The following is a 15,490-nucleotide window of genomic DNA, read 5'->3' on the forward strand; positions in this document are numbered from 1 at the left end:
CTTTTTCTCTGAATTCTGATGAATTGAAAACCTGCTATTCATTTTTAGAAGCTGGCAAGCGAAATGTCAAATCAAATAAAGAAACTCGCAGTTTACATCACTCGTATCGTAACGCTTCCACAGGGTTTTTTGTCGCCGCTTTGTATGACTGGAAAGAAACAGTCAGTAGCGCAATAAGTAAGGCGAATATCCCTGCTACAACAAAAATCCACCAACTTATACTGGTTTGGTACGCAAAGTTTTCCAGCCAATTTTGAATCACAAAAAATGCAATCGGTGTAGCCACAATAAAAGCAATGGTAACCCATTTTATATAGTCTTGGTTGAGTAAAACCACGATCTCTGAAACCTTGGCACCATTCACCTTACGTATACCAATTTCTTTGGTTCGTTTTTGCATCGAGAGGATGGTTAGTGCCAACAATCCCATACATGCAATAAGTATGGCAATTCCCGAGAAAGCATTTAAACTGGCTGTCAGGTTGTTCTCGGCTTCGTACATCTGGTTAAGCTGATCGTCAACAAATTTGAACTCAAAAGGATAAGCTGGCACAAAATCATTCCATACTTTTTCGATGTTGTTAAAAATATCGGTGGTTTGGGGATTTATTCTTACAATGATTTCATTGTAATAAAACGGGTTCATATTAAAACACATTGGGTTTATCTCACTGTGCAGCGATTTAAAGTTAAAGTCTTCAGCAATTCCAACAATAACACCTTTTTGATATGAATATAATGTCTTTCCAATTGGATTCTCCACTCCCAGTTCTTTTGCGGCTTTTTGGTTAATGACATATGCGCATTTTCTGTCGCTGTCGAAATCGACCATATCGCTTTGGAAATTGCGATTAAAACCACGGCCTTCAGCTATTTTGATACCCAAAGTTTCAAAGTAATCATAATAAACCGAGTTCCACTGTATTTGAACGGTTTCTCCTTCCGGCATTCCGTCGCACGAAGCTTCATCGGCAGAAGTCTGAACATCCGATGGAGAGGAAAAAGCAAAAGTGATCTCTTTTACCCCTGCCTGTTTTTTTATCTCTTCGCAAAAAACATCCATATTTTCGTTGTAAAAACCATCTCCGATATGCATGTTTAGCGGGATTGTTATTAGTTCTTCCCTAGCAAATCCGGGATTGTGTTTTTTGAGGAAATGAATTTGCTTGTAAAATAAAGTTGTTATAGCTAAAAGTACCACGCCGATTGTAAATTGGCTTACGACCAGGATGTTCAGGATGCGCGGTTGTTTATACAATGATTGTTTTTCTGCTTTATATATTTCCGGCGATTTCAGACGGGAGACAACAATTGCCGGGAGAACAGATGTAAAAATGGTGTACACCAGTATTATTCCCGATAAAATTTGCAAAAACCGGGAACTAAAATTATTGATTTTGGGGAGAAAAGAGAATTGAGTAGTTAAAACTGAGTTATATAAAAAGACCAGAAAGAGTGAGACGGTCGTGCTTATGAGGATATAAGAAAATATTTCTCCAACATGATCGCGGAATAAAGATGTTTTTGAAGCTCCGCAAACTTTTTTGACACTCGTATTGATTGGGTCTTTTGAAGCCATTCCGATGTACAACATAAGGAAATTAACCGCCGACATTGTTAAAATTGCCAAAGCGACCATCCCTAAAAGAATTAAATAACTTCTGTTGGCTTGCGGCACCGATTCCCACCCGGTGTGCATTTCAGTATGAATATTTTTTAGCGCTTGCAAAATGAGTTTTTCAGGCTTTTCCTGAACATGCCCTGACAGATAATTTTCAATTTTTCCTGACAAACCATCGGCAGCAGCAATGTTTTCAGTCAAAACAAATGTGTGAATGTCTGACTGATAGTTCCAACTGGGTTCAATCCAAACCTGCGTGATTCTTGACATGATTTCCAGCGGAAGAATAATATCGCCCCGGAAATTGGAGTTGGATGAAAAATCCTTGTAAACTCCGGCAACGGTGAATAGTTTGTCTTTTCCTATTTTTATTTGTTTTCCAACGGCATCTGTTTCACCAAAATATTTTCTGGCAGCACTTTCCGACAAAACAATAGAATTTGGGGAACGCAAACATTTTGAAGCATCGCCACTTACAAATGGAAATGAAAACAAGGTAAAGAAATTGGAGTCAGCAAAAATAGTGCGGGTTTCGTTGAATTTTTTATCTCCGGTAGTAAGAGCCAGATATCCCCAGTAGAAACTAACGCGTGTTGCGTCGTTTATTTCGGGGAAATCAGATTTTAAACTTTGCGCCAGCGGACCGTATGTTGCGGCACCTGATAATTCGTTTTTATCGTTTTTTGTTAAAATCCTGTAAACGCGGTTAGAATTCGGATATTGAGTATCGTAATTAAATTCCTGGTAAACATAGCTTAAAACTATTATTGCTGCTGCAATTCCAATGGCCATCGAAGAAATATTCAGCAGGTTTAACCGGGTGTTTCTTTTAAATCCGCGGAAAAAGATTTTTGTTGTTTTCATTTTTTGGTTCAATAATGTTTTATGCGAATTTGAAGATAGATAATAATTGTTATTATAAAGAACTATTTAGCCAGAATGCATATCACACAAGTTGAACGGTTAAAAAATGGATTTAAGAAGTATTTACATAAGTGATTTCCCTTGTAAATTTAGTATTCATAATACCAGAGAAACGAAATTTATGAAGAGAGAGTTTTAAAAACTATTTTGATTACGGTTTCTGTCGGGAGCTCGACGTTATTCATACCTCAGCGCTTCCACCGGATTCTTCGTAGCTGCACGCCAACTAATCCAGCTAACAGTTATTATGGTAATTACCAGAGAGGCAAGTCCAGCCAACGCAAATATCCACCAACTTAAGCTGGTTTTGTAGGCAAAGTCTTCGAGCCATTTATTCATAGTGTACCAGGCAATTGGGCAGGATATTACAAAGGCAACGACCACCCATTTTATAAAATTCCGGTTTAATGAGTATAGTATTTGACCAATACGGGCACCATTTACTTTTCGCACGCCAATTTCTTTGGTTCGCTGTTCGGCAACAAAAGCTGCCAGGGCAAGAAGCCCTATACAAGCAATTAGAATTGCCAATGCAGAAAAGACTGAAACTATCTTTCGCGTTCGCACCTCTGTGGTGTAAAGACGACCAAAGTCTTCATCAAGAAATACATAATCGAAACTCTGTCCTCCGGTAAACTTGTCCCATATTTGCTGAATCTTTTTAAGATTTTTCTGAATATCTCCTGATATTCGGACACTTAAGAACCTGCCATTATACTTTAACATTTCATTGTTGCTATAAATCCCTAAGGGACTCACTTCCTTGTGCAACGATTCGAAGTGAAAATCTTTTATTACCCCAATTATGGTAAAAGTAGTCGCATCTGTTTTTTGCCCTTTATATATTTTCTTACCTATCGGATTTTTTATATTTAACTCTTTTAGGGCGGTTTCATTTAACACTATCGACTTTGCATTTGCCTGATTACCTTCTTCGAAAAAACGACCTTGCGTAAGCTCAATATCGTATGCTTTTAAAAAATCAACGTCTGTCCAAATCACGCTTACATGTCGGTCTACGTTAGACAAATCATGAGCAAATGTCTCATAATACATATCTCTTCCGGGAATTCCATTAGAATTTGTTACTTGTAATATACCTGGTTGTGCAAGTAATTCGTTTTTTAATGAAGACAATAGGGGCCCTAAATAATTTGTATTTTCTATTATGACCATGTTTTCTTTGTTAAAGCCCAATTTTTGTTCCTGAAGAAAATTGAGCTGTTTGCTGATGAAAAAGGTTCCTGAAAAAAGTACAATGGTTACGATTAACTGAAACACAACCAACCCGCTACGCAATTTACCATGCGAACCATTAGAAAAATGAATTCCTTTTAGAACTTTAATAGGATTAAACGATGCTAAAAAGAAAGCGGGGTAAGCGCCTGCCAAAATTCCAATTGCAATTCCCAAAACCAGAAATAAAGGGATGGTTCCAAAATCATTCATATAATTAAATACCAACTGCTTGTCGATTAAAGCGTTAAAAGCCGGAAGAAGAATTTTGATTAAAATCATGGCAAGTGCCAGCGCTGCTAAAGTGATTAAAACAGATTCGGATAAAAACTGTAGAACAAGTTTTTTGCGGTTTGAACCCAAAGATTTTTTTAATCCAACTTCTCTAGCACGGTTGACCGACTGTGCAGTGGACATATTCATATAATTAATACAGGCAATTACCAGTATAAAAACTGCAATTATTGAGAAAATTATCAGGTAATTGCTATTACCCAAAGGTTCTAACCCTGCTTTTACAGTATTATCTAAATGAATTTCTGTTAAAGGTTGTGTATAATATTCTTGTCTATTACCCTGTGCCATTAGTTCCTCAAGCGATACCCCTTTATGCTCCTTCACATACGGCCCGACATATTTCTTAACAATACTTTTCAGTTTTTCATCCACATCTCGATTAGAAAAGCCCTCTTTTAGCAACACATAAGTATAAAAACTATTCTGAAACCAATTCACACTGTTGTTGTACGACCGGCTTTTGAATGAACCAATAAAGTCAGGTTTTATATCCGAGTTTTCCGGAAAATCTTCAATTACCCCGGTAACAGTAAAACCGGTATAGTTTTTTCGGGAAAGCGTTTGCCCAATAGGATTTTCATTTCCAAAATAACGTTTTGCTGTAGTTTCGGTTAAAACCACCGAGTAGGGATCTAACAAAGCTGTGCTTGGATCACCATAAATAAACGATGTCGAAAAAATTTTAAAGAAATTAGGATCAGCAAAACACGTCTTGCTTACATTAAGTATCTTGTCTTTGTATTCCAATATCATTGGCCAGTAATGAGTTAAACGAACAGCCTCTTCAACTTCAGGTATCTCATCTTTCATTACTCCCGCCAAGGGAGGAGATGTCCACGGCAGATTATAAGTATCGCCATTTAAGACTTCAAGACCATTCACCCGGTAAATCCGATCAGCTTTTTCATTAAATTTATCGTAGCTTAATTCGAATTGAACATAAAGCACAATCAGAATACAAGCTGTAATTCCGATCGCTAATCCAATAATATTTATTACAGAATAAAACTTGTTTCTCATTAAGTTTCGGAGGATGGTTTTTAGGTAATATTTTATCATGTCTTTTTGTTGTAGTTTCTTTACCCCTAAATTTCCCACAGGCGACTATTAAACCTGTATTTCAAAGATGTCCCGGTTCATTTATTCTTGTTTGCAGCTTTTTCGGTTCTCTCTTAAGGGAGTTAAAAAGGTGGCGAATTTATTATTCATCTCATAAAGGTTCTGCCGGGTTCATTGTAGCTGCCTTAAACGATTGAGATGAAACAGTTCACAATACAATTTCCCGCGCCATTAACCCGGGCAGAGCAAAAATCCACCATCTAAAATTGGTTTTGTGCGCACAGTTTTGCAGCCAATTTTTGCTCGTTGGTATTGAGTTTGTTTTTGTTGCTGCATGAAACGAGTAAAATAAGAACAATGAATAAAGGGAAAATATGTTTCATTATTTTCGATTTTTAGGATGTTACGTTTTTTGTGTATGTAACAAAAATATTGCCAGATTAAAGCATTTGTTCTTAATGTGTGCTGATAGTGAGAACTATTCGTATCTCAAACTTTCTACAGGATTTTTGCTTGCTGCTTTTATGGTTTCGTAACTGGTGCTTATTAAAATAATTATCAGTAGCATAGCTGCACCCAAAATAAACACCCAGGGCTGTGCCGGTAATTTATTCGCACTTGGCAAACTGGCATAAGCAAGCCATGCGGTTGGAAAAGCAATTCCCAGTGCATAGGTGACCAGCCAATAGTATTCTTTATTTAATAAATGGAAAATTCGTAACGATGAGCTTCCGTTAATCTTCCGTATTCCAATTTCTTTTGTTCGGCGTGTTACAGAATACGAAACCAATCCAAACATTCCAACAACTGCCAGCAGTACATTTATAAAGGTAAAAAACAGCAAAGTTTTGTTTACGGAGTGATAAATTTTAAAACTGTTTTCACTGTTAAAAGCCAATGGAACATCGCGAATTTCAAAAGGATCATTTGGAAATATTTTTTCCAGTTCGGATGCCAGGACTTCCTTTGCTCTTTTCTGCATTTCTTTTTCTGACCGAAAAGCAAAAATCCAGTTTCCTTTAACTGTATTTGGTGCCAGAACCAAAATACTTGGATCAACCGGATTGTGCATGTCCTGGTAGACAAAATCCTTTACCACACCTACTACTTTCAGTTTATTATCGTTGATTCGCTTTCCAATTGGGTCTTCCCATCCAAAACACCGGGCTGCCGTTTCGTTAATAATACATGCATTCCCTGCATCGCCCCGGAAATGGGAAGAGAAATTACGCCCTGCGACCAGTTTGGCATCTAAAACCGAAATGTAGTCGTAACTCACATCGTTAAACCGGCAATTGATTTTTACATTCGGATCACCACCCTCCCAGTTAACTGATCCTCCTCCAAAACGAACAAACGGTAAGTTTTTCGACATGGATACATCTTTAATTTCAGGATACTGAAGCAGACGACTGCGAAGCTGGTCGAACATTACTTCCGTTTCGGAAACGGTAACTTCGGCATATAGCAACCCCTCTTTTTCAAATCCCAGATCTTTTTCAGCGATGTATTTTATTTGCATCGAAAAGGACAATGTAAGTACAATAAGAAACAATGAAATGGCAAATTGTGAAGTGACCAGCACTTTTTTAAGATTGAAAGAAGAACTGCGTTTTTTGCTGTAAAAGTTCCCTTTAACCAAATCGGTAATTTTGTTAGAGGCCATAAACCAGGCCGGATAAGTTCCGGAAAAGATTCCTGTGATAACTGCAATTAAAATGGTTGACAAAATAAATTTCCAGTCGTTTCGCCAAATGAGTTCAATTTGTTTGTCGACAATATTTGAAAAAACAGGTAAAAACAGCTCTGCAACCAAAAACGCAAAAATAAGCGCAATCAGCGATACAACAACAGTTTCACTCAGAAACTGAAGCACAAGCGAATTGCGTTTGCTCCCGATTGCTTTTTTTACCGCCACTTCTTTTCCGCGCATCGACGCTTTTGCCAGCGATAAATTGATATAATTGAAACCGGCCATGGTAAGGATAAATATCCCGATAAGTCCAAAAAGTTTCAACACTATCAGGTAATCGTTTTTGTCGTTAAAGTTGAGGTACACTTTAGATAAAGGACACAGCTGAAGTTTCTCGTTTTTAATGTTCTCGTACTTTGTAAACAAGTCTCTTATTTTAGCCTCTGCCTGCTTGTGACTGGCCCCCTGATTTAACAGCGCATATGTCATACAATCGCCCGACCAACTGTTGTTTCTGGCAATATTTTTTAAGGGTTTTAGTGTTGCAAAAGAAATAATATAAGTTGGGCGGAGACTTGTGTTAAAAGGGAGGTCTTTATATACACCTGTTACTTTAAGCGGATATTTCTTGTCCAGTAAAACCGTTTTATCCAAGGCAGAATTATCTCCAAAAAGTTTTTCGGCAACGGTTTCAGACAGGGCGACAGTAAAAGGTTCGTTTAAGGCTGTGCTTTTGTTTCCGGCGATAAATTCGTAGGTAAATAAATCGAAAAAACAACTGTCGGCATGGATCCCTTTGTCGTCGTATATTTTGTGCTCTGAATCAGTAAAAAGGAAACTTCCTCCGTTTTCGCGGATGACCGATATTTTTTCAAATTCGGGGAAGTGTCCTTCTATCATTTGCGCAGTGAATGCGCGGGTGTGAGGAGAAATATCATTTCCATTTGTGGTATAAAGCGTTTGTGTAAATTGTCTTTGAATGCGATAAATCCGCTTGTAATTTTGGTGATTTTTATCCCAGTTAAACTCAAATCGGACAAATAGAGCAATGAGTATAAAAGCAGAGAATCCAATGGTGAGGCCTAAAATATTGGTTGCCGAATATATTTTATTTCGTACCAGTTTCCGAAACCAAAGTTTTAGAAAAATAGTGTTTATCATGGTTTGTTTGATTTTCAGGTTGTTTTTTTACTCATACCTCAACGCTTCCACCGGATTTCGTGTTGCCGCCCGCCAGCTTTGCCAGCTAACAGTTAAAAGCGAAATTCCAAGTACCAGTACTCCCGACAAAACGAAAACCCACCAGCTCAGGTTTGTTTTGTAGGCGAAATCTTCAAGCCACTTATTCATTGTATAATAGGTAACCGGGCAGGCAATAATAAAAGCTATTACAATCCACTTCAGGAAGCCTGAGTTAAGCATAACCAGAATCTCACGAATTTTAGCACCGTTTACTTTGCGGATACCTACTTCTTTGGTTCGCCTGATGGCTGAAAATCTGGCGAGTCCCAATAAACCCAAACTTGACAGTATTAAAGCTATTACCGCATAAATTACAATCGCTTTTGCCTGATTTTCTTCTTTACGGTACATTGTGTTTATCCATTCGTCATAAAACCGGGGCTCAAAGTTTAAATTAGGTTCAAATTCTTTTAATGTATTTTTTATTAGCTGTAAGGTTCCGGGTATGTCATTGCCGCTTATCCTGATATTCAGATTGCTCAAATTATCCGGGTCATATTTTAGTTGAATAAATCCCAGCTCCTGATGCATATCTTTAAAATGAAAATCTTTTACCACACCTACGATTTTTGAACCGAAAACTTCGGATTCATCAATATCATCTAATTGAAGGTAATCGTAAGTTTTTTTATTAATAATACATACATTCTGGCCTTTGTCAGTTAAACGAAAATTACGGCCTTTAACAATTTCGAGCCCAAATGCAGAGAGAAAGGAAGTATCTGAATTCATTACAGATAAATTGTCAATTTCATATTCAACACTATCTTTTTTCCAGGAGCCAGAGCTAGACGAATATATGGCAAACGGTCTGCCGTGCGTAGCTGTTACATCCATGATATCAGGATACTTTAATAAATTCTCTTTAATCACAGCAGCTCTGTCGTTTGTTTTTCCCTGAAGACGAACCTCCAATAGAAATTCCTTGTTAAAGCCTACGTCCTTCGTTTTAACAAAGTTGATTTGTTTGGTAATAATTGAAAGGGCAATAATTAAACTTAAGGTTACCGTAAGCTGAATAGTATTAAATACACCCCTCACATTTGAGTTTTTCAACAATACTTTACGTTGTAATAAATCAATGGCATTATACTTTGATGCTGCCAGAGCCGGTAATGCCCCCGTAAGGCCGCCTATTACAACAAAAATCAGGATAACGGCAAAGAGTATTTGCGGATTTTGCAAGGCTTCGAAAATATTTACCTCCCTGCCAAACAAATCTTTAAAAAGCGGTGAAATGATAATGGCAAATCCAACCGCCAAAAACATAGCTATAAAACAGGATAAATAAGATTCAGATAAAAACTGTGAAAAGATGGTCTCACGTCTTGCTCCAGTGGTTTTGCGAATACAGATTTCTTTATGTCGCTCACTGTTAAGAGCAGTCGTAAGATTGATGTAATTAAAAACAGCCAGCACCAGAATAATAATTACAATCCACGAAAGCAGTTTTATCATATTGATATTGGCATGATTAAACTGGTCGTTATCTCCCTTAAGGTCGAAGTAAACATCTTTAAAAGGCTGAACGTTTAACAGTGTTTCATTATATCCTTCATAAGGTTTTAAAATTTCTGTGATTTTCGCTTCGGTTTCGGCGGAACTTACACCAGGGTTTAGAAGAAAAACGGCATCGAACATTTTATAAGATACTTCATTATAACCTCTTGTTGAGCCAAATAGTTCCTGATCCAGATTAAAAATAACATCGTATTTTAATGAACTTGATTCACGCGGATCAGCAATTACAGCTCTGACTTCCTTTTTTTCTTTATTACCAAATTCCAAAATTTCGCCCAATGGATTCTTATCGCCAAACACTCTTTGGGCAAAACCTTCTGTTATTAAAACGTCGGTCTTTGCCTTTAGTAAATCTTTTGTTGCGCCCTTTATAATATCAACTGAAAAAACATCAATAAACGCTTCACTTGTAGTAACAGCTTTTGCCCATTTCTTCTCATTATTGTATTCATAAAGTACGCTGCTGGCTCCAAGCATACACATTTTATCAATTTCAGGAGCTGCATCCAGGATTGGCTGGTACATCCGTTTTGGTATCTGGGCATTTCCATCGGCCTGCTTAATCCGGTACATGTTGTCAATGTTAGCGAAATGTTTGTCCACATTTTTTTCTTCTATAATGTAGGAAACAATCATAACCAACACCGCCAGGCTGATGGCAAATCCTCCAATGGTGATACCATAAATAAGTTTGTGCTTTTTGAAATTTCGGAAGTAAGATTTTATTGAAGTATTCATCAATTTATTTTTAATGTTGTGTGTTTAACATTTGCTACAAAGGCAGGCTTTGTTTCAAGCCGTACTGAATTTATCAAATTCAGTGCCTCTATTTCAAGGTTCAGATTAACAGTAGCTTAAAGTCAATGGTGGATGAATATCTGTCAAATTTTTTTACAAAACCTGTATAATATTTTGTCATTTGTACTTCGGGGGTTACAGTCCGGGCAAATAGCGGTGTCATTTTATTCATACCTCAATGCTTCCACCGGGTTTCTTGTTGCCGCCCGCCAACTCTGCCAGCTTACTGTTAAAAGCGCGATTCCCAGTGCCAGTACTCCGGTAAGGGCAAAAATCCACCAGCTTAAATTGGTTTTATAGGCAAAGTTTTCAAGCCATTTATTCATACTGTAATATGAAATTGGAGTTGCTACAACAAATGCAATTACCACCCATCTTACAAAATCTTTATTGAGCATTGTGAGTATTTCAGAGATTTTGGCGCCGTTTACTTTGCGGATGCCAATTTCTTTGATTCTATTCTGGGCGGCAAACATCGACATGGCTAAAATTCCCATACAACTGATGACAACAGCGCAAACAGCAAATAGCGTAAATGCCTTTCTGAATTTCACTTCTTCCTGGTACAAATGTTCAACCGCCTGGCTGAAAAATGAAACTTTTACCGGAAAAGAAGGGGATAATTCTGCTGTCATCGATTGAATATTTTCAAATGTATTTCGAAGTGCTTTAAAGTTTTCGGTTTTTAATTTTACCAGCGCAATTGAAGCGTAATTGTCGTTTCGAATTGCCAGTGGCGCAATAGTTTCATTTATTGGCCGGAAGTGAAAATCTTTTACAAGGCCAACAATTTCGTAATCTGGACCGTTACCTCTGGGCATTATGGCTCCAATGGGATCTGTTATTCCATATTTCCGGCAGAATTGTTCGTTTACAATTACTTTGTGTTTATCACTTTCCAGATCATCAGAATAAAATCGTCCTTTCAAAAGTTGCAATCCCATAATATCGAAGAAACCTGCATCGGCGCTGAACGTCCTGAATTCTACTTGTTTTTTCTCACTGTTTTGCTGAAGTTCAAGTCCCCAGCCCGAATTCATTTTCCCCGGATAATATTGCGTGAATATCACCTCTTCAATGTTTGCCTGCGCAAGTAATTCGTCTTTCAGAACATCTTTTTTACCTGCCAACTGGTCTGTCAATTCTATTCCGACAATATTTTCCTGATTCATTCCCAGGTTGCTGCTTCCGAAATCGACTTGTTTTTGAATTAAAATGGTAAAGAGAATCAGGATAATGGCGACCACAAATTGTGCAGAAACCAATGTTCCTTTTCCCAGTGACTTCGTGTGTTTGAAAACGATTTTCTTTTTGAGGTTAATGAGGGTTTCGGAAGAAGCAATTCGAAGTGCGGGTACAATGCTGCACAAAAGGCTAAGGACAAAAATACAAGCCAGGGAAATGATTAAAAATTTACCGGAATAAATGATTAGCGGGTTGAATGTTATTGTTGTTTCATGGGCAAGTATCGGAGTAACAATGTAGGTCATCAGACAAGCAAACAGGAACGCGAAGGTGAATTGCAAAAACGTTTCGAAGAGCATTTTTAACATTATCTCTGTACGTTTTGCCCCGATAACTTTTAATATTCCGGTTTGTTTTATTTGGTCTCTCCATTGTGTGGTAGAAATATTGATGAAATTGACAAGAGCCACTACTAAAATCAGAAAGGCCACAACAGAAAGTAAAATTACCTGTGTTTTATTGCCGCTTTTTATGAAAGTGTGATGGTCGTTGTGAAAAGAAAAATAGATATTGTCTAATGGAACCAGGTTTAAATCAACAAACTTTTTTTGCTCTTCTTCTGGAAATAATTTGATAACCTGGCTTTGTACGGAAGATGGATTTGCTTTATCGTCTAACAAAAGAAACGTTTGGTAGTTTTTCCATCCCCAGGTAGTAAAATCTCTCTCGTCGTCTGATTGCACCCGTTTCATGGTTTCAATATTGGCAATTGAGTTGAACGAGAACATTGTATTTGAGGGCTGCTCTTTTAACACGGCAGTTACAGTGAGCAAATGTTTGTTGTCGATTTTAACCAGTTTCCCCACTGCGGATTGATTTCCAAATAAACGCGTAGCCAGTGGTTTTGAAATTACCACCGACATCGGACTCCCAAGTGCTGTTTTTAGGTTGCCTTCTGACGCTGTATAATCAAATAGATCAAAAAAATCGTTATCAGAAAATATTAAGTCTGATATAACAGGATCTTCGTTTTCGACTTGGTAAACGGGAGGATTCCACTTATCTCTCATACGGATGGATTTTTTTACTCCGGCAATGTTGGCATCAATTATAGGTTTTAAAATTCCAGGAGTATAAAACCAGTCTTTCAACGGCTGTATGAGATAAATATTCTCATGATTTTTGTGAAAATTATCTGTGGTGAATTCGCTGTATGAGTAAGCTGATAGAATGATAACCAATGCCAGACTTACCGAAAGCCCGAGCAGGTTGATACCTGTTGTTACCGGTTTTCTAAGTAGGTTCCGAAGAATAAGTTTTATAACGTTTTTCATTTTTTTATTGGTTTTTATTCACACCTCAAAGTTTCCACGGGATTTTTTGTTGCAGCTTTCCCGCTTGCCAATTAACTGCCCCTTGAACCTCAGGGAGGACTTTGAGCAAGTGTACATTGGTTATATCGCTTCAACATAATTCTGTTCTTTCAATCTCCCTATTCCCGGTTCCATTCCTTCCGGGAGGGGATTATTCATATCGTAAGGCCTCCACCGGATTTCTCGTTGCAGCCCTCCAACTTTGCCAACTGACAGTCAGCAATGCAATTCCCAAAGCAAAAGCACCGGCCAAAGCAAATATCCACCAACTCAGGTTGGTTTTGTATGCAAAGTTTTCGAGCCATTTGTTCATGGCGTAGTATGCAATTGGAGTCGCTACAACAAATGCAATCACCACCCATTTTATGAAGTCTTTATTGAGCATTGTTAGGATTTCGGAGATTTTGGCGCCGTTGACTTTGCGAATGCCGATTTCTTTGATTCTACTTGTAGTTATAAAGGAAGCCAGTCCAAATAATCCTAAACAGGATATAAAAATGGCCAATGCCGCAAACAAGTTGATAAGTTTTCCTGAGCGAATCTGCTTATTATATAATGTGGCAATGCTGTCATCTAAAAAGTAATATTCTATTGGATAATCCGGATTAAATTGCTTACATATGCGCTCAAACGTATTAACTCCATCAGTTATATTCCCTGCTGCAATTCTTACGGAAACATAGCGGTTTTTCATGGTTCCCTGTTCAGAGCGTAGTATCATTGGATCGATTTGTTTGTATGCTGATTGAAAATTAAAATCGTTAATCACTCCAACGATGATTCCATCCTCAAGCCGTTTGCCGACAGGATCTTGTAATTGCATCTTATTTATAGCTGTCTCATTAACAAGATAATAGGTGGAGATGTCATTGCGGCTTCGTGGCAAAAAATTTCGCCCTTCCAGAACTTTTAATCCGAATGTATTTACAAAGCCTTCGTCTGTATCAAAATAACTCATCAAAAAATCCTGATGGTTCGAAGGCATACCTTCCCATTCCACTCCTTCAAAAGAACCCTCATGATTGATAGGTAAGCCATTAGATCTCGTTACTTCTTCAATGGAAGCTTGTTGCAGTAACTCGTTTTTAAAACTTTGGAACCGGGTTTCATTTTGCAGTTCACCTTTCATCGGCGTATATACAATTTGGTCTTTATCAAATCCGGGATCACGGTTTAGTACAAAATGCATCTGCTGGCGAATTATTATTGCACACACGATTAAAACTACCGAAAGAGAAAACTGGCTGATAACCAGTGTTTTTTGAGAAGAAAACTGGTGCTTTTTGTTTCTTTTTACCGGAGACAATCCTTTCCCGGATATTGTAATGGCCCTGGTACTGGAAAGCAATAAGGCTGGATAAATGCCAATCAGCATTCCTGTGGTCAATAAAATAGCAAGAAGTAAACCGGATAAATTTTTCACCGCTAACAGCTCAAATCCCAGCGGAACTCCACTTAAGCTAAAAAAATAAGGAAATAATAATTTTGCGAATAAAATAGCAAGCACTGTTGATAAAAAAACATATAGCAATGCCTCAGCCATAAATTGGAGGATTAACTGACTCCGATTAGCCCCAACTACCTTCCTGATTCCGGTTTCTTTATTTCGGCGAAATGCTTTGGCAGTTGTAAGATTAATAAAATTGATACAGGAAATCAGTAAAATGATCAACCCGATGGCGCCAAAAAGATAAATGGTTTTCAGGCTGCCTATATCGGCAAAATCAGTGTTAAAATCAAAAGATGAATACAGATGAATATTTTTAAGTGCCTGAAGGTATAGTTTGGGTTGCCACTCCGGGATCCCGATGTTATCAATTAATACGTTGCGTATTTTCGATTCAAAAGCATGCACATCGGTTCCTTTTTTTAAAAGAATATAGGTGTAAACCCAGTTGTTTCCCCATGATGTAAAATCGCGATAAGAGCGTATTTGTTCCATTGGCAGGAGGAAATTGAATTTAAGGTGTGAGTTTCCGGGAGGGTCTTCAATAACCGCAGCAACAACAAAGTCTTGATTGCGGTTAATATTGATTACTTTCCCAATCGGATCTTCTTTCCCAAAATATTTTTCGGCCATGGTTTTGGTCAGAAGAATGGTATTGGGCGAAGTAAAAAAATCCTCTAAACTTCCGCGTACTATGTGGAAATTGAAAAATTTAAAAAATGAAGAGTCTACATTAAATCCGTTCCCTTCTTCAAAATGTTTGTCCTGATACCGGAAAAGTCGTTTGTTAAAAATTTGTGCAAAAAAAGTAACCTCTTCAATTTCGGCGTAGTTTTCCTTTAGTGCTTCGGGCAAGGCAGCAGGCGTAGATGCCACTTGGTATAATTCTCCAGCTTGCTCTTGAACCTGAAATACTCTGTAAACACGGTCAGAATTTGGAAAAAACTTATCGTAACTCAATTCATGTAAAACGTATATTCCTATAATCGTACAACAGCTAATTCCTATGGAAAGTCCTAAAATATTAATCAGTGAAAAAATTTTGTTTTTCCAAAGGTTTCGCCATACTATTTTGAAATAATTTGTAATCATTA

General features: G+C 37.6%; 6 protein-coding genes. All 6 read right to left on the reverse strand.

All coding sequences use genetic code 11. The features are described 5' to 3' along the window. Positions 1–97: 97 nt before the first annotated feature. The 6 genes from GM418_RS13510 to GM418_RS13535 all read right to left on the reverse strand — a co-directional run bounded on the left by GM418_RS13510 (position 98) and on the right by GM418_RS13535 (position 15,488). Complete coding sequence (locus GM418_RS13510) at positions 98–2,485, reverse strand: ABC transporter permease (RefSeq protein ID WP_158867148.1); 2,388 nt, start codon at positions 2,483–2,485, stop codon at positions 98–100. 237 nt (positions 2,486–2,722) lie between these two features. Then, entirely contained in the window at positions 2,723–5,098 is a 2,376-nt protein-coding gene (locus GM418_RS13515; protein WP_158867150.1) for an ABC transporter permease, read from the reverse strand. Between the two features lie 517 nt (positions 5,099–5,615). Continuing rightward, positions 5,616–7,991 (reverse strand): ABC transporter permease, encoded by a 2,376-nt coding sequence (locus tag GM418_RS13520; RefSeq protein ID WP_158867152.1) that lies wholly within the window; start codon positions 7,989–7,991, stop codon positions 5,616–5,618. Positions 7,992–8,018: 27 nt separating this feature from the next. Further along, positions 8,019–10,331, reverse strand: coding sequence for an ABC transporter permease (locus GM418_RS13525; protein WP_158867154.1), 2,313 nt, complete (start codon positions 10,329–10,331; stop codon positions 8,019–8,021). A 224-nt stretch (positions 10,332–10,555) separates the two neighbouring features. Continuing rightward, positions 10,556–12,910, reverse strand: a complete 2,355-nt coding sequence (locus tag GM418_RS13530) for an ABC transporter permease (protein ID WP_158867156.1) — start codon at positions 12,908–12,910, stop codon at positions 10,556–10,558. A 190-nt stretch (positions 12,911–13,100) separates the two neighbouring features. Next, a complete protein-coding gene (locus tag GM418_RS13535; protein WP_158867158.1) occupies positions 13,101–15,488 on the reverse strand; it encodes an ABC transporter permease in 2,388 nt (795 codons plus the stop codon). Between the last annotated feature and the right edge of the window lie 2 nt (positions 15,489–15,490).

It is taken from the genome of Maribellus comscasis (assembly GCF_009762775.1).
Lineage (GTDB): Bacteria > Bacteroidota > Bacteroidia > Bacteroidales > Prolixibacteraceae > Draconibacterium > Draconibacterium comscasis.